Genomic DNA, 20,630 nt, shown 5'->3' with positions numbered 1-20,630 from the left:
CGCCGCAAGGTGCCCTGGCAGAAGGGCCTCCACTGGCAACTCGACTGGCCTCTTGCTGAGCGAGCGCGAAGCGTCCGCTACACGTCGATGCGGTAGCCGCGTTTGATCACCGTGGCGACCAGCGCCGGCGCCGGCAGGGACTGGCGCAGCCGGCTGATCGCCACATCGACGGCGTGGTCGTCCTGGATCTCGGGCAGCGCGGCCGTCAGATCGGCGCGGGAGAGCACCGACCCCCGTGCGGCGAGCAGGGCGCGCAGAAGGGTGAGCGACGTCGGCGGCAGCAGGGCGGATGCGCCGGCGACAGACACCCGCCGTCCGCGCAGTTCTACCGGACCGTGCCGGCTGTCCAGGCGCAGAACCCGCTCGTCGGCGAGGTAGTCGCAGACCAGCTTGATCAGCGCACCCATGCGGAACCGTTCCGGCACGATCGGGGTGATGCCGGCCGCGAGCAGGGGTGCGGCGGTGACATGCCCGACCGCGGCGGCCACGACAGGTCCGCGCAGGGCCTCCTGCAGAGCTTCGAGCCGGCCGACGCCATCCGCCGCGCCGAAGAGCGCCTCAACAGCGGGTGCGCTGGTGAAGGTGACGGCGTCAAGAGACCCGGTGCAGACCGCGTCGATGAGTTTGAGCACCCGGCTGGAGTCGTCGGGCAGCAACCACCGGTATGGCGCGACGGTGAGCACCGTGGCACCGGCGTCGAGCAGCCGCTGGATCTGGGACTCGTCGGTGAACCCGTGCAGCTGCACGGCCACCGTCAACCCGGCCGCGCCCTCGCCGAGCACCTTGTCCACGAGCGAGCTGGTGGTTTCCTCGTCGCTCATGCCGGAGTCGTCAAGGTTGGCGGCGCGGATGGCGCCGCGGGCCTTGGGGCCGCGCACGAGGATGCGGCTGTTCTCGAGGGTCTCGGTGAGGTCGTGGCCGAGCCCGGCCGCATCCGCTGCTTCGAGCCAGCGACGGATGCCGTACGACGTGGTCGCCAGCAGGATGTCCGGCCGGCCGGCGATGATCGCCGCGGTGTCGGCGGTGATCTGCGAGTCGTCGGCCGCGGCAGCGATGCGGATCGCCGGGGCATGCAGAACATCGGCGCCGCGTCGTTCGAACGCGGCGATGAGGTCCTCGCTCCGGCGGTCGGACGTGACTCCGATGCGGAAGCCCTCGAGCTGGTCCGGTCGGAAGCCGGGCAGCCCCGCTTCTATTCCGATGTCGTTAACTGTGTCTCCGATGGTTCTGGTGGCTGACGTGTCAGGCAGGGTTACCTCTGGCCTGAGAGTGTAGCGGCGTTTGCGAGCACTTCAACGGCCGCGGCGTCGTCGCACTGGGCCAGCCGCACGACCTCGCCGATCACGAGCACGGCGGGGGAGCGGGCGCCGACCTCGCCGGCTACCCTCACCACGGTTTCGATGTCGGCCACGGTGGTGCGCTGGTGCGCGGAGAAGCCGCGCTCGATGATGGCGATGGGCATGTCGGCGCGCATGCCGTGCCGGGCCAGGCCGCTGGCCAGGTGCGGCAGGGTGCCCACGCCCATCAGCACCACGATGGTGCCGCCCAGGCCCACCAGGTGGGCCAGCTCCTCCTCGCTGAGCGGCAGGTGACCGCTGAGCACCGTGAACAGGCGGGAGACGTCGCGGTGGGTGACCGGGATGCCCGCCAGCGCCGGCACGGAGATGGCGCTGGTGACCCCGGAGATCACGGTGACCGGAACTCCGGCGGCCCGGCAGGCGGCCATTTCTTCACCGCCACGGCCGAACACGAAAGGGTCGCCGCCCTTGAGGCGCACGACGGTGAGGCCGGCGCGGGCGCTGGTCACGAGCAACTGCTCGATCTCGGCCTGCGGTACGGCGTGGTGGCCCGGATGTTTGCCCACGTTCACCAGTTCGGCTCCGGGCGCCCACTCGTCGAGCCTGTCGTGCGGACCGAGCCTGTCGTAGTAGACGATGTCGGCGCTGCGGAGCGCGGTGAGCGCGGCGACGGTGAGCAGGTCGTCGTCGCCGGGACCGCCGCCGACGAGGGTGACGTGCCCGGGCCTGGACACCGGGGCGGCCGCCTCCCAGGTGAGCCAGACCGATTTCTCGGCGCAGGCGGCGACGAGCAGCGGCTCGTCGTGCGCGGGCAGGTCGACGGCCACGACGAGGTCAACGGCGGAGACCAGGTCGCGCCAGCCGCGTGGCGAATGCGGCCAGGCCACGGCGCGCACGAGAGGGTTGGGCACCTCGTAGGTGTCTGCCGCGAGGTAGAGCACGGCGCCCGCAGCGCGGTACCGGGCGATGACCCGGCGGGCGGGGCGGCTCCCGCCGACGATGAGCACGCGGCGACCGGTCACGTTCAGACCGATGTCGAGGGTTGGATTCGGCATGGCCCTATTCTCCGTCTAGTGGAGCGGCGTGAGCGGTTGTGTGTCGCCCGGAGTCGTTCCGCCCGGTTGCAGTCAGGCCGGTGTCGTTCCGATCGGCCGGCCACAGGGGGATCCGGGCGCCGGAGAGCAGCACCGGCCCGGTGGCCGGGGCGGTGTCGTCGGGCTCGTTGACGCTGACACCGAAGAAGTCAGCGCCGGTCTGCACCGTGCCGGTCTGTACAGTGCTGGTCTGACCCGCATCCGCCCGTGCCGCATCCGTCGGTGACGCGTCCGCCAGCGCCGCGCGCTCGCCGGGCCAGGCCGGGCGCGGCTGGCCGCGCTCGAGCACCTGCACGATCGCCGGGTCCGGCGTGGTGGGCGCGTTCACGAACGAGCGGAACCGGCGGAGCCTCTCCGGATCCTTCAGGGTCGCCGCCCATTCGTCCTCGTAGCTGCCCACGTGCGCGGCCATGGCCAGTTCCAGTTCGGCGGCCAGGCCCAGGCTGTCGTTCACGACAACATCGCGCACGTGCTCGAGCCCACCGGGCAACTCCTCCTGCCAGCGCGCGGTGCGCTGCAGCCTGTCGCCGGTGCGGATGTAGTACATCAGGTACCTGTCGATGTAGGCGATCAGGGTGTCGTCGTCGAGGTCCTGGGCGAGCAGTTGTGCGTGCGCCGGCTGGAAGCCGCCGTTGCCGCCCACATACAGGTTCCAACCCACATCCGTGGCGATGATGCCGATGTCCTTACCGCGGGCCTCGGCGCACTCACGGGCGCAGCCGGAGACGCCGAGCTTGAATTTGTGCGGCGACCGCAGCCCCCGGTAGCGCAGCTCCAACTGGATGGCCATCGATACCGAGTCCTGCACGCCGAACCGGCACCAGGTGCTGCCCACGCAGCTCTTCACGGTGCGCAACGACTTGCCGTAGGCCTGACCGGATTCGAAACCGGCGTCCACCAGGATCGTCCAGATCTCGGGCAGCTGCTCGAGACGGGCACCGAACAGGTCGATGCGCTGCCCGCCGGTGATCTTCGTATAGAGGTTGTACTGCTCGGCGACCTCGGCGATCACCTTGAGCTTGGCCGGGGTGATCTCCCCGCCCGGGATTCGCGGCACCACCGAGTATGTGCCGTCCTTCTGCATGTTGGCCAGGGCCCTGTCGTTGGTGTCCTGCAGGCCGCCACGGCCGGCATCCAGCACATAGCCGTTGGTCTGGGTGGCCAGGATCGACGCGATGGTGGGCTTGCAAATGTCGCAGCCGAGGCCGGTACCGAAGCGGTCCATGATGTCGTCGAACGAGGTGAGCTGCAGGATGCGCACACTCTCGAACAGTTCGCTGCGGCTGAACGCGATGTGCTCGCAGAGGGCCTTGGACACCTCGACGCCGGCCTTGCGCAGCTCGGTCTCGAGGATCTTCTTGACCAGGGGGACGCAGGAGCCGCACTGGGTGCCGGCACGGGTGCAGGCCTTGAGCGGGCCTAGTTCGGTGCAGGCCTCGCCGTGGTCGCCGCGGACGGCTTCGCGCACCGCGCCGACCGACACGTTGTTGCAGGAGCAGAGCTGCACATCGTCGGGCAGGTCGCTGTTCGCGGGCGGTTCGGCGCCGGCGGCGGAGAGGTAGGCGCCGGGCTCCGCGGGCAGTTCGCGGTCCAACAGGGGGCGGAGCGAGGTGTACGGCGAGGCGTCGCCGACGAAGATGCCGCCGAGCAGGGTCTTGGCGTCTCCGGTGACCACGATCTTTTGGTACAGGCCGCGGGCCGGGTCGGCGTAGACCACCTCGAGACAGTGTTCGGTGCGGCCGAGGGCGTCACCAAAGCTGGCGACCTCCACCCCGGAGAGCTTGAGCTTGGTGGCATCGTCGATGCCGGGGAAGACGGCTTCGCCGCCGTGCAGCCGATCGGCGGTGACCTCGGCCATGGCGTTGGCCGGGGCGACCAGTCCCACGCAGACGCCGTCGATGCTGGCGACCTCGCCGATGGCCCAGATCCCGGCTACCGAGGTGCGGCAGTCGTCGCCGATGACGATGCCGCCGCGCGGGCCGAGCTCCAGACCCGCGGCCCTGGCGAGTTCGTCGCGCGGGGTGATGCCGATGGAGAAGACCACGAGGTCGGCGTGCAGCTGGCTGCCGTTGGTGAGCGAGACACCGAGGACCCGGCCGGTGGGGGAGCGCAGGATCTCGGTGGGCCGGGTGCCGAGCGCCAGGGCGATGCCCTGCGCGCCGATCAGTCGGCCGAGCGCCTGGCCGGCGCCCTCGTCGAGTTGCGCCGACATCAGCCAGTCACCCGAGTGCACCAGGGTGGATGCGGCGCCGAGCCTGGCGAGACCGCCGGCGGCTTCCAGGCCGAGCAGTCCGCCGCCGACGACGACGACATTGGCCGGGCGCCCCAGGCGCTCGCGCAGCCGGCCGATCTCGCCGACGAGGAAATCGACGTCTTCGATGGTGCGGTACACGTGACCGGCCTCGGCGCCGGGGATGGGCGGCACGGTGGCGGCGGAGCCGGTGGCGAAGACGAGGTCGTCGTACGGCACCCGTTCACCGTCGGCGAGGGTGATCGCCTTTGCCGCGGTGTCGAGGCCGACGACGCTGCTGCCGCCGCGGTAGCTGATCAAGGCGGCGTCCCACAGGGCGGTGTCGCCGAGGGTGAGGTCTTCGGAGTCGACCAGGCGGCGGGACAGCGCCACCCTGTCGTAGGGCAGGTGTGGTTCCTCGCCGAATACAGTCACGGTGTGCTCGACGGTCCCGGTGTTGCCGGATGCGGTGGCGCGGGCGGCCATCGCCTCGGTGAACCGGTGCGCGGCGGGGCCGCCGCCGATCACCACGACGCGTCGGGGCGTGCCGGGGACGTCTGCGGCGGCGTCGGCCGCTGCGGGGGTGACGTGGTCCATGGAGTGCCTTTCCGAGTGGTGAGCTGTTCCGTCAGCCTAAATTTCGGCGATTTCCCGACCGTGTCGCCCGGGTAACGGAGTGTGACGTGGTCCTCACGTCGTTTCGGGCAGCGTGAGAGGTCTTCGTTACGCGATCGTCACGGCCCCGCACGATGACCGACACGAGGTCTGCCTACCGTGGATGCCAGGCCGCACCGACGTCGCCGTGACTCAGACCGTGTCATTCGCCCGCAGAACCACTGGAGGACCCCGTGCACACAACGCCCACCCACCCGCACGACTCTGCTGGCCACGACTCTGCTGGCCACCACCTCGAAAGCTCCGCGGACTGGACCAGCGTGTGCGACCTCGACCGACTCGAACCGCTGTGGGCCGAGGCAGCGCTGATCGACGGCGTGCAGGTGGCCCTGGTGCTGCTGCCCGACGGCCACCTGTTCGCGGTATCCAACCAGGACCCCGCCACGGGCTCCTGCGTGATGAGCCGCGGCATCGTCGGGTCGCGCGGGGACCGGCCCACCCTGGCCTCCCCACTGCACAAGCAGGTTTATGACCTCGAAACCGGGGAGTGCTTCACCTCTGCCGACTACGCCCTGCCCACCTTCCCGGTGCGCGTCGATCACGGCACCGTGCAGATCCAGGTGCCGGGCAGCGCGCACGACCGGGCCGGCGAGCGGGCCGAGACCGAGCAGTCCGAGACCGTGGAATTCGCCGCAGCATGACGACCGCCCCGGTGTTGCTCGCTACCTCGCACGGCACCAGCGACCCGGCCGGTCAGCGGGCCGTCCTGGCCCTGGTCGACGCCGTGGCCGCCGCGGCGCCGCACCTCACCGTGCGGGGCGGTTACGTCGATGTCCAGAGCCCGGATGTGCCCAGCTGCCTCCGCGCCATCGCCGCCGAGTCCCGCCCCAGCGACACCGGCCCTACCGACTCAGGCCCCGCCGATGGAGCCGACCGCCCCGTCGTGATCGTTCCCCTGCTACTCTCGGCCGGCTACCACGTGCGCGTCGACCTGGCCGAGGCCGCCGACGACGCCGGGCAACCTGTCCGGGTCACCGGGGCACTCGGCCCCGACTGGCGGCTGGCCCGCATCCTGGCCGACCGCTTGCACGAGGTCGGCCTCAGGCCCGACGACACCGTGGTGCTGGCCGCGGCCGGATCCACCGATGCCGACGCGGTCGCCGACTGCCACGCCATGGGCGACCGCCTCGCCGCCGTGCTCGGCCGCCCGGTGACCGTCGGGTTCATCTCTGCCGCCCAGCCCCGCCTCGCCGCAGCCGTGCTCGCCGCCCGCGCCGCAGCACCGGTGCGGGTCGTGGTGGCCACCTACCTGCTGGCCCCCGGCTACTTCGCCGGCCTGGCCGAACGGTGCGGCGCGGATGTGGTGAGCCGCCCGCTGCTGGTGGACGGCGAGGCACCGCCGCGCGAGCTGGTGGACGTGGTCATCGACCTCTACTCCTCCAGCGCTCGACTCGAGCTGGCCCTGGCCGGTCTGCCCTGGTCGTTCAGCCGCGGCCGCACCGACTGACGCGAGCCGGTACCGGTAGGCCGGTGTCGGTACGCCGGTGTCAGTACGCCTCTGTCAGTAGGGTCGAGGCATGAACCTCGATGCCTATCCGACCAGAGTGATTCTGATGGCCGAGTACTGCGCCGGGCTCCCGTTGTGGGACCGCTCCCCGTCGCCCGACGCGTGGGGCGGTCCATTGCCTCGCGGCGTCCTCGGCCTGTCCGACGACCTGGAGAACCGTCTGGTCGGCTGGAACTCGCGATACGAGCTGCTGATGGGGCAGAACCACCAGGAGTGGCCGTCGCCGGCCGAGCACCTCGCTTTTGTCGTCGACGGACACCTCCTTGCCGCGGAGCTCCAACAAGAGTTCGGATCAGCCGTCGTCGTTCTCTACCTGGACGCGGATGCGGAGCGCTCCCGTGCTCCCGAGGCCTCCCGTGCTTCCCAGACCGCCACCCCGCCTGCCGCGGCCTGGCACGCCGTCGGCGGGGACGGTCAGACGTTCAGCCCGGCGCCCCCGCGATCGTCAATCGTGGAGCAGATGTGGGCGATGCCCGACGCCGAGTTCAGAGCTATGACCCGCACCGTCGATGTTGCGGCGTGGGTGTGGACGCCCGGCCGTACACCGACGCGGATTCTCCTCGAGCCGCGGGACGGCGGCCTCCCGCTGCGGAACCGGTCGCCTCTCCTCGACCTGGTCGACGACAGGCTTGAACCTGCGGTGCTGGGCCTGTCCGGGCCGCTCGTCGGCCGACTGGCCGACTGGAACGAACGCTGGATCGCGGTGACGGAGCCGACTCTGGGTTACCTGATCGACGGGCACGACCTTGCCGCTGCGGTGCAAACCGAGGTGGGACCCGACATTCAGGTCTTGTTCCCGGAGGCCGATCGGGCCACGTCACAGCCCAGCAACGAGATGCGCCAGATGCTGCACCGAGTGCAGGCCCTCCGCGCCGCGGACGGCTCCGAGTAGGCCCGCGTTCCGGCGAGCGCCGGAGGAGGATGTGAGGCCGGGACCGACCGGGATACGCGGTCCCGCCTGGCTTTGTGTCGGTCATGTGACGGAGGCCTATCAGCGGCCCGTTGCGGGTGTGAGTACACGGTGATCGAACGGTAACTGCGGCATCCGCTGCCGGAAACACGGCCTGCGTAACGTCGGCGACACGTACTCACAGTGCACCATTTCTCGCGAGGAGAACCTGATGACCCCGACGACCGGCACCGCGACAGCCCCGCCCGCCACGTTCACCGCCCCCGCCGCATCCGCCGAACTGGTGCACCGCCCGGGCCGGTGGATCGACAACTGGAACGCCGAGAACCCCCAGCAGTGGGCCAATGGGGGCAAGGCCATCGCCTCCCGCAACCTCAAGTGGTCGATCTTCGCCGAATTCCTCGGCTTCGTCATCTGGCAGCTCTGGAGCATCGTGGTGGTGCAGCTGCCGAACGCGGGCTTCACCTTCGACACCGGCCAGATCTTCTGGCTCATCTCCATCCCCACGCTCGTGGGGGCCACCATGCGGTTTCCGTACACCTTCCTGGTGCCCAAGTTCGGCGGCCGCAACTGGACCATCATCTCCGCGGGCCTGCTCCTCATCCCGTCGATCGCCCTGGGCTTCGCTGTGGGCAACCCGGACACCCCGTTCCCGGTCATGCTTCTCATCGCAGCGCTCGCCGGGCTCGGCGGCGGCAACTTCGCCAGCTCGATGTCGAACATCACCTACTTCTACCCGCAGAGCCAGAAGGGTTACGCACTCGGCCTCAACGCCGCCGGCGGCAACCTCGGTGCCGCTGTGGCTCAGTTGATCGTTCCGATCGTGATCACCCTCGGCGCCCTCGGCACGCTCAACCTGCCGCTGGCGGGGTTCTTCTGGGTGCCGTTCATCCTGCTCGCCATGTTCGGCGCCTGGAAGTACATGGACAACCTCTCCAACGCCAAGGCCGACTTCGCCGGCTCGATCGCCGCGGTGAAGGAACCGCACCTGTGGATCATGGCGTTCCTCTACATCGGCACTTTCGGCTCGTTCATCGGCTTCGCGAGCGTCTTCCCCAAGCTGATCGCCGACCAGTTCCCCGACTACTCCTCCTTCCAGGTCGTCTCTGCGTCACTCTCGCTCGCCTTTCTCGGCGCGCTCACCGGCTCCCTGGCCCGACCGTTCGGCGGCCGCCTCGCGGACCGGTTCGGCGGCGCCCTGGTCACCGTCTTCGCCTTCGGCGTGATGGCCGCCGGGGCGGTGCTGGTGAACCTGGTACTGCCACTCGGTAACTTCTGGCTCTTCCTGGTCACCTTCCTGCTGATCTTCGTGGCCACCGGGGTCGGCAACGGCTCCACCTACCGCATGATCCCCAGCGTCTTCGCCGCCAGGAGCGGGGTCGCGGATGCGCACAAGGACTCCGGCGATGTCGGCACGCAGCGGAAGACCGCGGCCGCGCTCGGCCTGATCTCCGCGATCGGGGCCTACGGCGGGTTCGTCATCCCGCAGGTGCTCGGCTTCTCGAAGACCTCCACGGGTGACTACTCCAGCGCGATCTACGCCTTCGCCGGCGCCTATCTGGTGATGATGGCCGTCACCGCGTTCGTCTACCTCCGCCGCAACTCCTCCGTGGCCGGACACCGCATCTAGCTCCCGCAGCATCCGCGAAAGCGGTCGTTCGGTTGTTTCAGCACGGCCGAAGCAACCGAACGGCCGCTCTCGCGAACCCGTACCAACACGAAAGGCACCTCCGTGACCCCCGTCGACACGCACTGCCCGTACTGCGCACTGCAGTGCGCGATGACGCTCACACCCTCGCCCGCCAGCACCCCCGCCCGGCCCGCGGATGCGATCGGACTGCCGGTCACCATCGCCGGCCGGGCCTTCCCCACCAACCGCGGCGGTCTGTGCAAAAAGGGCTGGACCGCGGCCGAACTGCTCGGCTCGGCCGACCGCATCCGGCAGCCCTTGCTCCGTGCGTCCGACGGCAGCTTCGCCCCGGTCTCCTGGACCGAGGCGCTCGACCTTGTCGCCGAGAAGCTCCGCACGAGCCGGGCCGAGCACGGCGCCGACTCCGTGGGCGTCTTCGGCGGCGGGGGCCTGACCAACGAGAAGGCCTACCAGCTGGGCAAGTTCACCCGGCTGGCGCTCGGTTCCTCCCGAATCGATTACAACGGCCGGTTCTGCATGTCCAGCGCCGCGGCGGCCGGCAACCGCGCCTTCGGCCTCGACCGGGGCCTGCCGTTCCGGGTGGAGGACCTCGACGCGGCCGACACCATCCTGATGCTCGGCTCCAATGTGGCGCAGACCATGCCGCCGTTCATCGGCCACCTCGACGGTGCCCGGCAGGCCGGCGGTCTCATCGTCGTGGACCCGCGCCGCACCGCCACAGCCCGGCTCACCGACGACGGCGCCGGCATGCACGTGCAGCCGGCCCCCGGCACCGACCTGGTGCTGCTGCTCGGGCTCACCCACCTGGTCCTCGCCGAACGTCTCGCCGACACCGACTACCTCGCCCGGCGAACCACCGGCCTCGACCAGTTGCGCTTCAGCGTCGCCGGCTGGTACCCGCAGCGGGTGCAGGAACACACCGGTGTTCCGGTCTGGCAGCTGCAGGGCCTCGCCCGTCGGCTCGCCGCCGGTGAGGGCACCTACATCCTCACCGGCCGGGGCGTCGAGCAGCACGTCGACGGTACCGACACCGCCACCGCCGCGATCAACCTCGCGCTGGTGCTCGGCCTCGTCGGCACGACGCACTCCGGCTACGGAACCCTCACCGGCCAGGGCAACGGGCAGGGCGGCCGGGAGCACGGCCAGAAGTGCGACCAGCTGCCCGGCTATCGCAAGATCACCGACCCCGCCGCCCGCGCCCACGTCGCCGAGGTCTGGGGTGTGACGCCCGAGCAGATCCCGGGTGCGGGCATCCCCGCCGTCGAACTGTTGAACGCGCTCGGCCAACCAGGCGGCATCCGTACCCTGCTCGTGCACGGTGCCAACGTCGTGGTCTCCGCGCCCGACGCCGACAGGGTGCGCCAGGGCCTGGCGGATCTCGACTTCCTGGTGGTCAGCGACTTCTTCTTCTCCGAGACCGCCGCCCTGGCCGACGTGGTGCTGCCGGTCACCCAGTGGGCCGAGGAGGAGGGCACCATGACCTCGCTCGAGGGCCGGGTTCTCCGCCGCCAACGTGCGATCGACCCGCCGGCCGGGGTGCGCAGCGAACTGTGGATCTTCCAGGAGCTCGCCCGGCGCCTGGACGCCCCCGGCGTGTACAGCGCCGAACCCGGCGAGGTCTTCGACGAACTCTGCCGGGCCACCGAGGGCGGCATCGCCGACTACTCAGGCCTCGGCTACGCCCTGCTCGACATGGGGGAGCCCGCGTACTGGCCCTACCCGGCCGGCTCCGGCGGTACCCCGCGGCTCTTCCTCGAGCGGTTCGTTCACGACGACGGCCGCGCGCGCATCGTCGCCGTGACCCCGCGCGCCGTGGCGGCACCGGCCCAGACGCGGGGCGCGCTCACCCTCATCACCGGCCGGCTGCTCGAGCACTACCAATCCGGTGCGCAGACCCGGCGGGTGGCCGAGCTGTCGGAGGCCCAGCCCGAGGCCCGGATGCAGGTGCACCCGGCCACCGCCGCGAGCCTGGGTCTGATCGACGGCGGTTGGGTCGAGCTGGCCAACGAGCGTGGCATCGTGCGGTGCCGCGCGCAGCTGAGTGCCGACATCCGGCCTGACACTGTGTTCCTGCCCTTCCACTTTCCCGCCGACCAGCGCGCCAACCTGCTCACCGCCGGCGCCACCGACCCGGTCTCCGGCATGCCCGAGTTCAAACGCACCGCCGTGCGGGTGCGGGCAATCGATGCGCCCGGCCTGTCGGCTCCCGACCATGAGAGGGTGATGGCGGATGCCTGACCACACTTCTGCCGAGCTGCCCGGTTCCCCCGGCCCGGCCGCCCCCGAACGCATCGTCGTCGTGGGCTACGGCCCGGTCGGCGCCCGGTTCGTCGACGAGCTCCTGCCGCTGGTCGAGGCCGGTCTGGCCGAGCTCACCGTCGTCGGAGCCGAAGAGGTGCACGCCTACAACCGGGTGCTCCTGGCCGATTACGCCGTGGGTCGCACCGACCGGGACACCCTCGACCTCACCGACGGCAGCCGGGCCCTGGCTGCCGGCGCGCGCATCCTCACCGGCACCACGGTGACCGAAGTGAAGCGCACCATCCGCACGGTCACGCTCGGCGACGGCAGCTCAGTGCCGTACGACAGGCTGGTGCTGGCCACCGGGGCGCGCGCGAATGTGCCCACCCTGGACGGCGTCAAGCGGGTGCGGCGCGGCCTGATAAAGCCCGGTGCGGATGCCGGCGGCCTCGGCGCCACTGCATTGGATTGGGCCGGCGCGCCGCTGCCCCGCGGTGTCAGCGCGCTCCGCGACCTCGCCGACGCCGCCACCGTGCTGGCCGCCGTGCAGGCCGGTCAGCGCATCGTGGTGCTCGGTGCCGGAGTGCTCGGCATGGAGATCGCGCTCGCCGCCGCGGCCGCCGGCGCCGAGGTTTGCGTGGTCTTTCACGGCGAGATTCCGATGAACCCCAACCTCGACCGCGGCGGCGGCTCGGTGCTCACCCGGAGCGCCCGGCGGGCGGGCGTCACCATGGTCAACCACGCCCGCGCCGAGAGCGTGTTGTTTCACCACGACGACGACGGCGTGGAACGCTTCGAAGCCCTCATCTGCGCCGACGGCAAGCAGATCAGCGGCGACCTGCTGCTGCTTTCCTGCGGGGTGGGTGCCCGCACCGAACTCGCCCACCTGGCCGGGCTGCCCGTATCCACCGGCATCCTGGTCGACGAGTCGCTGCGAAGCTGGGCGGACGCGGCGATCCACGCCATCGGGGACTGCGCTCATGTGGCTGGCCGTCCGGCCGATGCCGACTCCGGTGCAGCGTGGAACGGCGCCAGGATGGCACCGGCCGGTGGGCCGTCCGGTCTGATCGGGCCGGGCTGGCGGCAGGCCGACAGCCTCGCGGCCCGGTTCAGCGCCGAGATCAGGGCGGGTGTCGCAGCGGGCCGGCCGGCCGTGCTAGCTGCCGCCGTGACCGCTGAACCGGCACCGGCGCTTGGGGCCGGACCGGGCGCATCCGTCGTGATGCTCAAGGCCGAGGGCATCGACGTGGTCGCCGCCGGTGATACCGCGGCCGACCCGTTCGACGTCGATGCCAGGTACAACGACGCCGGATACAGCGACACCGCGCACACGCACGGCTGCTCGTCCGATCCGGCACCCCTGGCCGTCGCGCAGTGGGCCGACCCCGAGCACGGCCGCTACGTGAAAATGGTCACTCGCGGCGGCATCCTCACCGGCTTCGTCTGTGTGGGCATGCCCCGTACCGGTGCCGAGCTCACCCTGTTGTTCGAGCGCGGCAGTGAGCTGCCCGCCGATCGGTCGGTGCTGCTGCGGTTCGACGGTCCCGACTACGACCCCGCCACCGCGGGCGACGCCTTCGCGCCGGAGTCCACGGTCTGTTGGTGCAACGGTGTCACGGTGGAGGCGATCTCCACCTCGGCGCAGGCCGGCAACACCACCGTGGCCTGCATCGGCACGGCCACCCGCGCGGGGACCGGCTGCGGAGGCTGCAAGGGCCGCATCGGCGAGGTGCTCGAGCGCTTCGCGGCGCAGGCCGTCGGCTGAGCCCGCAGCGCCGACGTGCCGGAAAGGCAACTCGGGTGGGCTGGGTGCCCCATGCGCCCGAAGGAGTGTTTTGGCGGAACTCGGCGTTGCGGGCTCGAGCGCTTCGCCGCCCAGAGTGTGCCCTGAACGTTGCCGGGTCCTTGCCGTGAGCGCCGGATGCTGATAGCCCTGAGGGGGTAAGTCCAGTGTTTTCCGGGCTCCGGCGCGACAGTGCCGGCTGATCCCGGCCGGCGAAAGGGATGCCCAGGATGACGCCCAAAAAAGTGACCACGAACCCACCGGTTGGGGCCAACCAGGCGCGCGAGAAGAGCCCGGTCCACCTCGACGACGCCGACGAGGCGGGGGAGTCCACCCTCGAGGTCGGTTCGCCCAAGTCCTGGGCGGCGGGCGTGCCCGGAGCGCTGCACTCCACCATCCCGGCGCTGGAGGGCATGGGAGTCAGCCGCAGCCGCAAGACCCTGCTGGCGATGAACCAAAAGGACGGCTTCGACTGCATGAGCTGCGCCTGGCCTGACCCCACCCACCGCAAGACCTTCGAGTTCTGCGAGAACGGCGCCAAGGCCGTCACCTGGGAGGCGACTCCCGTCACCATCGGGAGCGAATTCTGGGCCGAGCATCCGGTCAGCGACCTGCGTGACCGCTCGGAATACTGGCTGGGCATGCAGGGGCGGCTGACCGAACCGGTCTACAAGGCCGCCGGCGACGACCACTACCGGCCGCTGAGCTGGGCGGAGGCGTTCAGGCTGCTCGCCGAGAAGCTCAGCGGGCTGGACTCGCCGGATCAGGCCGCCTTCTACACCAGCGGCCGCACTTCGAACGAGGCAGCGTTTGCCTACCAACTCTTTGTGCGCGCCTTCGGCACCAACAACCTGCCCGACTGCTCCAACATGTGCCACGAGTCGTCCGGCTGGGCGATGGGGCAAACCATCGGCATCGGCAAGGCAACCATCACCTATGACGACTTCGGCAAGGCCGACCTGATCATCGTGATGGGCCAGAATCCGGGCACCAACCATCCCCGGATGCTGACCGCCCTGGAGGAGGCGAAGGAGAACGGCGCCGAGATCGTCGCGGTCAATCCGATGCCGGAGGCCGGGCTCAGACGGTACAAGAACCCGCAGAAGGTGAAGGGTATCATCGGGCACGGCACCGAAATGGCCGACCAATTTGTGCAGGTGCGGCTCGGCGGCGACATGGCCCTGTTACAGGCGGTGTCCAAGCGGGTGCTCGCCGCGGAGGCCGCGAAACCGGGCACCGTGCTCGACCACGAGTTCCTGCGCGAGCACTGCCAGGGGCTTGAAGAACTCACCGCGCACCTCGCCCAGGTCGACGAGAAGGCCGTGCTGGCCGCCACCGGCCTGCAAACCGCCGACATCGACGAGCTCGCCGCCCGGTACCTTCGGGCCGAAAAGGTGATCATCACCTGGGCGATGGGGCTCACCCAGCACAAAAAGGGCGTCGCCACGATCAAGGAGATCATCAACCTGCTGTTGCTGCGCGGCAACATCGGCAAGCCCGGCGCGGGTGCATCGCCGATCCGCGGGCACAGCAATGTGCAGGGCGACCGCACCATGGGCATCTGGGAGCAGATGCCGCCGGCGTTCCTCGACGCCATCGAACGGGAGTTCGGCTTCGATCCGCCCCGGGAGCACGGGATGGACTCGGTCGAGACCATCAGGGGACTGCGGGACGGCCGGGTCAAGGTCTTCATGGCTCTCGGCGGCAACCTGGTCGGCGCGATCAGCGATACCGGGGCCGCCGAGGCCGCGATGCGCGGTGCCGAGATGACGGTGCAGGTCTCCACCAAACTGAACCGGTCGCATGCCGTGGTCGGCGACGAGGCGCTGATCCTGCCGACCAAGGGGCGCACCGAGATCGACCGGCAGGCCACGGGGGAGCAGTTCGTGTCGGTGGAGGACACCGTCTGCGCCGTGCATCCGTCCTGGGGCAAGGTGCGCCCGGTCGCACCGAACCTGCTGTCGGAGGTCGCCATCGTGAGCCGCCTGGCCCGGGCGGTGCTGGGCACCAAGGTGGGCGTGGACTGGGTGGGATTCGAGCGTGACTACGACCTCATCCGGGAGCACATCTCCCACGTCGTCGCCGGCTGCGACGACTACAACGCCAAGATCCGGCAGGACGGCGGCTTCCTGCTGCCGAACGGGCCACGCGATTCCCGCACCTTCCCCACCCCCACCGGCAAGGCCATGCTCACCGTCAACGACCTCGAGTACCTGGACCGGCCCGTCGGCACCCTGATCCTGCAGAGCCTGCGATCGCATGACCAGTTCAACACCACCATCTACGGGCACGACGACAGGTATCGCGGCATCAAGAAGGGCCGTCACGTGGTGTTCATCAACCCCAACGACCTTGTCGAACTCGGCCTCGACGATGAGCAGATGGTGGATGTCCATGGCGTGTACGACGACGGCGTCGAGAGGGTGCTGCGTGGGTTCCGGGCCGTGTCATACCCCACCGCACGGGGCTGCGCGGCGGCGTACTACCCGGAGGCGAACGTGCTCGTGCCTCTCGACCATGTGGCGGAGGGCAGCAATACGCCGGTGTCGAAGGCGGTGATCGTGCGGGTGGAGCCGGCGCGCACCGTTGAGGCGGTGCCGACCACGTAGGGGCGGACGCCTGTGGTGACGGCTCTGGACTGACGGCTACTGGGCGGTGTTCGCCCACCCGTCGTCGATGCCGCCGTCACCGCTCTTCCGGGTGGCCTGCCTGGCTACTCCAACGGCGCGCTCGACGGCGTCGGTGGTGGCCTGTTTGCTCGAGGTGCTCGTCATGCCGGCCGCGTATCCCACCAGGAAGGTGCTGATCGGTCCGCCGGCAGGGCCTACGGCGCGGGTGGTCTCGGCGGCCAGGTCGAGTAGCAGCGGGTAGTCGACTTTCAGGTCCAGAATCTGCAGTGCCTGGGTCAGCCGCTGACTCAGGTCGTCCAGCCGGCCGGTGTCGTTTTCGGGGGCATTCATGTGGTCTCCTTCTGGCCGGGTACGGCACGGAACGTGCGCTTCAGGAATAGCACCTCAGCGGCGGCGCGGCAATCGATCGGGCTGCCCCCGGGACCGTCTGCGTCATTTTCTGGAGTTCGGGTCCTCGTCACCGATGTGTCCAGGCGCGTTCGCGGTGAGCACCCGTTGCACAAAAGCCGAATACTCCTCCATATAGTGCCGAAGGAATGACCGGGTGGACTCGTCGGTGACCTCGCCGTTGGGACCATAGACGGCAGCGTCGAAGCTGATGTAAGCCTCGGGCGAATTCAGCTGAGGCGCATCGAGGAAGCTCAAGACGCTCCGCATCGACGACTGCATGACCGCGGTTCCGATGCCGCCAGGGGACGCGCCGATGATGCCGGTGGGCTTGCGTGCGAAGGAATTGGTGCCCCACGGCCTGGACCCCCAGTCGATCGCGTTCTTCAGAGCGCCGGGGATCGAGCGATTGTATTCCGGGGAGACGAAGAGGATCCCGTCCGACGAGTCGATGGCCGCCTTGAGGGTCCGGCCGGCCGGCGGGAAGTCCGCGTCGAAGTCCGGGTTGTACAGGGGCAGGTTCCCGATCGTGATCTCGGTGAATTCAAGCTCCTCAGGGGCGAGAGCGATCAGCGCCGTGGACAGGGTGCGGTTGATGGACGTGCTGCTCAGGCTGCCAACGAAGTAGCCGATTGTGTAGGTCGCCATGTCTGACTTCTCTCCCGAATCTGTCGACAGGGCATCCGAAGTTCACGCAGCGGACCCACGGCCTCCATATCTGTCGATCCCTTCCGGTTTAGCACTCCGACCCGGTCACCGACAGGGTCAGCACTCCGGCTACCAGGGCAGCGGAATCGTGGCGACGGGCTCGGGGGAGCACGCACCGCCGGCCGGCACCACGGCCACACCGTCGGCCTCAGCGAGTCCGCGCAACATGCCGGAACCCTGACGCGCCGTCGGCACCGCGCCGTCGTCCGTGAGCCGGTACGCCACCAGCCGGGTCGACCCGCTGAGGTTGGCGATGTCGTGCGCGAGGGTCACTCGGCCCAGCGGCACCAGCGGGCGGCCGAGCATCCCGTCGATCAGCGGTACGCCCAGGCTGGCCAGCACGAGCATCGCGGCCAGCGGATTGCCGGGCAGGCAGAGCATCAGGCGGCCGTCGGCGAGGCGGGCGAGCATCACGGGGTGGCCGGGGCGCATCCGCACGCCGTCGATGAGCACTGTGGCCCCGAGTGCGCTGAGTGCCGCGCGCAGGTGGTCGGCCGGGCCGCGGGCGCTGCCTCCGGTGCTGATCACCAGTGCCGCGGTGCTCGACCGGATGGCGTCGATGGTCAGGTCGAGGTCGTCGGGCAGCCGCCGCAGTGCACTCAGCCGCACACCCAGTCCGCTGAGCAGGGCCGGAAACTCCGGGGAGTACGCGTCTCGCACCTGCCCGGGACCGGGGATGCCGGACTCGATCACCTCGGTGCCGAGCAGCAGCAGCTCCACGGTCGGCTCTGTGGTCACGGTGAGGGTGTCGTGGCCCGTCACCGCAGCGAGAGCGACCCTGGGAACCGTGAGCAGGCAGCCGGGCTCGAGCATCCGTTCGTCGAGTCCGCATTCCTCGCCGCGGGCGCGCACATGCTCGCCCCGTGCCGGCTCGTGTGCACCGGTGTGCGCCGAGCGGATGAGCGTGGGCACGGTGCCGGCCGCAGACCCCGGCACCAGCTCACCGTTTTCCGTGCGCAGGATGCCGTGGGTGCCGGCGGGCACGCAGGCGCCGGTGGCGATGGGCCGCGCGGTCCCGGCCGCGAGGACCGTCGTCGGCGGAGGGTCACCCGCCAGGATCGGTTCGCCCAGAATCCACGGTTCGTCGCCGCTGACGGCCCAGCCGTCCATGGCCGAGGACGCGAAGCTCGGCAGGGCGGTCAGCGAGTGCACCGCGCCGGCAAGGGTGCGCCCGACGGCGTCCGGGAGCGCCACCATCTCGGTGGCGCGGGGCATCTCCGCGCCGGCCCTGTGCACGGCGGCCCTAGCCTCCAGCCACTCCATCAGAGGACCACGCCGCGGGCCAGGTTTTCGGTGTCGCGTGAACCGAGTCGGACCGATCGGCCGGTGTTGATCATGGGCATGACGGGCTCCTCGAGGATGGTCGACGACAGTGTCGCCTGAGTCAAGGCTAGCCAGTATCAGGAAGGACGATGCCGAGCCTGGCTGCGTCGGCCGGGGTGTCGACGTCGTCGGACAGGGCGTCGGGAAGGCGCAGTTCCACCAGGTTGAGTGGGCCGATCAGGCCCATCACCGAGAGGTTGTCGGCCGGACGCAGCAGCGCGGAGGAGGCCAGGGCCGCACGCCGGTAGACGGCGAGCAGCGGTTGGCGCCGGCCGCCGACATCGACGCTGATCAGGCCGTCGATGGATCGGTGCGCCACGGCGTCGGTCTGCGCGGCGTGGGCCGGCGGGGCGGTCAAGAGCCTGTCGAGTTCGGCCAGCAGGTACGGCACGGCGTCGTCAGCGTGCACGAGGTCGCCGGCGAGCACCACAATCCACTCCGCAAAACCGGTGCCCGCGGAGGCGCCGCCGGAGTCGCGGGCCAGCGCCTCGAGGCCTGCCACCATCGCGGCGGCCGGACCGCCCCAGCGCGGCTGCTCGACGGCGCGCAGCACATCGGCGGGGAGGTCAGCGTCTGATCCGACCACGCAGGTGCGCCGACAGCCGGTGGTCGCGGCCAACACTCCGTCGAGCAGGCTGCGGCCTCGCCAGACCAGGGCGGTCTTGTCGATGCCGCCCAGCCGCCTGGCCCTGCCGCCGGCGACGATGATCGCGTCCCAACCCAGGCCGGAGCCGTCCGTCCGCTCAGCCTCGGAGGGCGTGGTGGGGGTGTCATGGCGGGGCATCGGGGCGGTCCTTGCGCTCGGAGCCGCAGGTACGCGACCCGATCAGGCTACCCGCGCTTGGCTCAACACACCGGGACCGGGTCGCGTGCTGCGGCCCGATCCCGGATGCTGCCTACAGGCCAGTCAGGTCTGAGATCTCAGTCCTTGAGATAGCCGTTCGGGTTGAGCACGTACTTCGTCGCCGCACCCGCATCGAACTCGGCATACCCGCGCGGGGCATCCTCGAGGCTGATCGGCTGTGCGTGCACGGCCTTGGCGATCTGAACGCGGTCGTGCAGGATCGCCATCATCAGCTGCCGGTTGTACTTCATCACCGGGCACTGCCCGGTGGTGAACGACAGCGACTTGGCCCAGCCGGTACCCAGGCTCAGCGACAACGAACCCACCTTGGCTGCTTCCGTCGCAGCTCCCGGGTCGCCCGTGACGTAAAGCCCCGGAATACCGAGCGCACCGCCGGCCGCAGTGATGCTCATCAGCGAGTTCAGCACGGTTGCCGGCTTCTCAGTTCCGGCATCCTTGCCGTGTCCGTGTGCTTCGAATCCGACGGCGTCGACTGCCGCATCCACCTCCGGCACCCCCAGGATCTGTTCGATCTGATCCTGCGGCTCACCCTTGGTGAGGTCAACGGTCTCACAGCCGAAGCTGCGGGCCTGTGCGAGGCGCTCGGGGTTGAGGTCACCCACGATCACCACGGCGGCACCCAGCAGCTGCGCCGAGACTGCCGCGGCGAGTCCTACCGGTCCAGCGCCGGCGATGTAGGCCGTTGAGCCCACGCCGATGCCGGCGGTGAAGGCACCGTGGAACCCGGTCGGGAAGATGTCCGACAGCATGGTGAGGTCGAGGATCTTCTCCAGCGCCTGCTCCCGGTCGGGGAACTTCAACAGGTTCCAGTCCGCGTACGGGACCAGCACGTACTGCGACTGCCCGCCGACCCAGCCACCCATGTCGACATACCCGTACGCACTACCCGGACGGTCCGGGTTCACGTTCAGGCAGACACCGGTCTTGCGTTCCTTGCAGTTGCGACAGCGACCGCAGGAGATATTGAACGGGACCGACACGATGTCGCCGACCTTGATGAACTCGACGTCCCGGCCGACTTCGACTACCTCGCCCGTGATCTCGTGGCCGAGGACCAGACCCATCGGAGCCGTGGTGCGTCCGCGCACCATGTGCTGGTCGGAGCCACAGATGTTGGTGGTGATGGTTCTCAGGATGACACCGTGCTGAACCTGGCGGCCGATGTTCGCCGGGTTGACGCCGGGTCCGTCCTTCAGCTCGAAGGTGGGGTAGTCGATGTCGATAACGTCGACCTTGCCCGGACCTTCGTAAGCAACTGCTCTGTTTCCTGCCATTATTTGTATCCTCCTTGATACCTGTCGTGACACCTGAACCGGTCGGTTCGCGCT

The 20,630-nt window shown here is 69.8% G+C and carries 16 protein-coding genes; 7 read left to right on the top strand and 9 right to left on the bottom strand.

Features of this window, described 5'->3' with window-relative positions; all coding sequences use genetic code 11:
* Positions 1–77 precede the first annotated feature (77 nt).
* The 3 genes from C3B61_RS02775 to nirB form a co-directional block, all read right to left on the bottom strand.
* Positions 78–1,109, bottom strand: a complete 1,032-nt coding sequence (locus C3B61_RS02775; protein WP_240632480.1) for a uroporphyrinogen-III synthase — start codon at positions 1,107–1,109, stop codon at positions 78–80.
* 143 nt (positions 1,110–1,252) lie between these two features.
* On the bottom strand, positions 1,253–2,353 hold the full coding sequence (gene cobA, locus C3B61_RS02770) for a uroporphyrinogen-III C-methyltransferase (protein WP_103459465.1): 1,101 nt from the start codon (positions 2,351–2,353) through the stop codon (positions 1,253–1,255).
* A gap of 4 nt (positions 2,354–2,357) precedes the next feature.
* The gene (gene nirB / locus C3B61_RS02765) at positions 2,358–5,219 is read right to left on the bottom strand and encodes a nitrite reductase large subunit NirB (protein WP_103459464.1); all 2,862 of its coding nucleotides are present in this window, start codon (positions 5,217–5,219) and stop codon (positions 2,358–2,360) included.
* Positions 5,220–5,470: 251 nt separating this feature from the next.
* Between nirB and nirD the strand changes: the two genes are divergently transcribed.
* The 7 genes from nirD to C3B61_RS02730 all read left to right on the top strand — a co-directional run bounded on the left by nirD (position 5,471) and on the right by C3B61_RS02730 (position 15,998).
* Positions 5,471–5,938 (top strand): nitrite reductase small subunit NirD, encoded by a 468-nt coding sequence (nirD, locus tag C3B61_RS02760; protein ID WP_103459463.1) that lies wholly within the window; start codon positions 5,471–5,473, stop codon positions 5,936–5,938.
* Positions 5,935–6,744, top strand: coding sequence for a sirohydrochlorin chelatase (locus tag C3B61_RS02755; RefSeq protein ID WP_103459462.1), 810 nt, complete (start codon positions 5,935–5,937; stop codon positions 6,742–6,744). The genes nirD and C3B61_RS02755 overlap by 4 nt, the downstream gene beginning before the upstream one ends.
* A gap of 70 nt (positions 6,745–6,814) precedes the next feature.
* Positions 6,815–7,696 carry a hypothetical protein gene (locus tag C3B61_RS02750; RefSeq protein ID WP_103459461.1) on the top strand — a complete coding sequence of 294 codons (882 nt, stop codon included), beginning with the start codon at positions 6,815–6,817 and terminating at the stop codon, positions 7,694–7,696.
* A 229-nt stretch (positions 7,697–7,925) separates the two neighbouring features.
* The gene (locus tag C3B61_RS02745) at positions 7,926–9,344 is read left to right on the top strand and encodes an MFS transporter (RefSeq protein ID WP_103459460.1); all 1,419 of its coding nucleotides are present in this window, start codon (positions 7,926–7,928) and stop codon (positions 9,342–9,344) included.
* A 102-nt stretch (positions 9,345–9,446) separates the two neighbouring features.
* Complete coding sequence (locus tag C3B61_RS02740; protein ID WP_103459459.1) at positions 9,447–11,603, top strand: molybdopterin oxidoreductase family protein; 2,157 nt, start codon at positions 9,447–9,449, stop codon at positions 11,601–11,603.
* Positions 11,596–13,371, top strand: coding sequence for an FAD-dependent oxidoreductase (locus tag C3B61_RS02735; RefSeq protein ID WP_103459458.1), 1,776 nt, complete (start codon positions 11,596–11,598; stop codon positions 13,369–13,371). The genes C3B61_RS02740 and C3B61_RS02735 overlap by 8 nt, the downstream gene beginning before the upstream one ends.
* Before the next feature lie 248 nt (positions 13,372–13,619).
* On the top strand, positions 13,620–15,998 hold the full coding sequence (locus C3B61_RS02730; protein WP_103459457.1) for an FdhF/YdeP family oxidoreductase: 2,379 nt from the start codon (positions 13,620–13,622) through the stop codon (positions 15,996–15,998).
* Between the two features lie 36 nt (positions 15,999–16,034).
* On the opposite strand, the gene C3B61_RS02725 is transcribed toward C3B61_RS02730, so the two are convergent.
* The 6 genes from C3B61_RS02725 to fdhA all read right to left on the bottom strand — a co-directional run bounded on the left by C3B61_RS02725 (position 16,035) and on the right by fdhA (position 20,576).
* A complete protein-coding gene (locus tag C3B61_RS02725) occupies positions 16,035–16,349 on the bottom strand; it encodes a DUF6457 domain-containing protein (protein WP_088455679.1) in 315 nt (104 codons plus the stop codon).
* Between the two features lie 102 nt (positions 16,350–16,451).
* Positions 16,452–17,054, bottom strand: a complete 603-nt coding sequence (locus C3B61_RS02720) for an NADPH-dependent FMN reductase (RefSeq protein ID WP_088455680.1) — start codon at positions 17,052–17,054, stop codon at positions 16,452–16,454.
* A gap of 129 nt (positions 17,055–17,183) precedes the next feature.
* Positions 17,184–18,377: a molybdopterin molybdotransferase MoeA gene (locus C3B61_RS02715; protein ID WP_103459456.1), complete on the bottom strand. Its 1,194-nt coding sequence runs from the start codon at positions 18,375–18,377 to the stop codon at positions 17,184–17,186.
* Positions 18,377–18,502 carry a hypothetical protein gene (locus C3B61_RS20160; RefSeq protein ID WP_279628271.1) on the bottom strand — a complete coding sequence of 42 codons (126 nt, stop codon included), beginning with the start codon at positions 18,500–18,502 and terminating at the stop codon, positions 18,377–18,379. The genes C3B61_RS02715 and C3B61_RS20160 overlap by 1 nt, the downstream gene beginning before the upstream one ends.
* Positions 18,503–18,504: 2 nt before the next feature.
* Positions 18,505–19,221: a molybdenum cofactor guanylyltransferase gene (gene mobA / locus C3B61_RS02710; RefSeq protein WP_103459455.1), complete on the bottom strand. Its 717-nt coding sequence runs from the start codon at positions 19,219–19,221 to the stop codon at positions 18,505–18,507.
* Between the two features lie 137 nt (positions 19,222–19,358).
* Positions 19,359–20,576: a formaldehyde dehydrogenase, glutathione-independent gene (gene fdhA / locus C3B61_RS02705; protein ID WP_088455683.1), complete on the bottom strand. Its 1,218-nt coding sequence runs from the start codon at positions 20,574–20,576 to the stop codon at positions 19,359–19,361.
* Between the last annotated feature and the right edge of the window lie 54 nt (positions 20,577–20,630).

Source organism: Cryobacterium zongtaii (assembly GCF_002909375.1).
Taxonomy (GTDB): domain Bacteria; phylum Actinomycetota; class Actinomycetes; order Actinomycetales; family Microbacteriaceae; genus Cryobacterium; species Cryobacterium zongtaii.
This window is presented reverse-complemented; position numbering and strand designations above follow the sequence as displayed.

Excerpts from the sequence above, each read along its gene's own strand:
- cobA (WP_103459465.1), bottom strand. The coding sequence starts at position 2,353 with ATGCCGAATCCAACCCTCGACATCGGTCTGAACGTGACCGGTCGCCGC.
- nirB (WP_103459464.1), bottom strand. The coding sequence starts at position 5,219 with ATGGACCACGTCACCCCCGCAGCGGCCGACGCCGCCGCAGACGTCCCC.
- C3B61_RS02755 (WP_103459462.1), top strand. The coding sequence starts at position 5,935 with ATGACGACCGCCCCGGTGTTGCTCGCTACCTCGCACGGCACCAGCGAC.
- C3B61_RS02750 (WP_103459461.1), top strand. The coding sequence starts at position 6,815 with ATGAACCTCGATGCCTATCCGACCAGAGTGATTCTGATGGCCGAGTAC.
- C3B61_RS02745 (WP_103459460.1), top strand. The coding sequence starts at position 7,926 with ATGACCCCGACGACCGGCACCGCGACAGCCCCGCCCGCCACGTTCACC.
- C3B61_RS02735 (WP_103459458.1), top strand. The coding sequence starts at position 11,596 with ATGCCTGACCACACTTCTGCCGAGCTGCCCGGTTCCCCCGGCCCGGCC.
- C3B61_RS02730 (WP_103459457.1), top strand. The coding sequence starts at position 13,620 with ATGACGCCCAAAAAAGTGACCACGAACCCACCGGTTGGGGCCAACCAG.
- C3B61_RS02725 (WP_088455679.1), bottom strand. The coding sequence starts at position 16,349 with ATGAATGCCCCCGAAAACGACACCGGCCGGCTGGACGACCTGAGTCAG.
- C3B61_RS02720 (WP_088455680.1), bottom strand. The coding sequence starts at position 17,054 with ATGGCGACCTACACAATCGGCTACTTCGTTGGCAGCCTGAGCAGCACG.
- C3B61_RS02715 (WP_103459456.1), bottom strand. The coding sequence starts at position 18,377 with ATGGAGTGGCTGGAGGCTAGGGCCGCCGTGCACAGGGCCGGCGCGGAG.
- mobA (WP_103459455.1), bottom strand. The coding sequence starts at position 19,221 with ATGCCCCGCCATGACACCCCCACCACGCCCTCCGAGGCTGAGCGGACG.
- fdhA (WP_088455683.1), bottom strand. The coding sequence starts at position 20,576 with ATGGCAGGAAACAGAGCAGTTGCTTACGAAGGTCCGGGCAAGGTCGAC.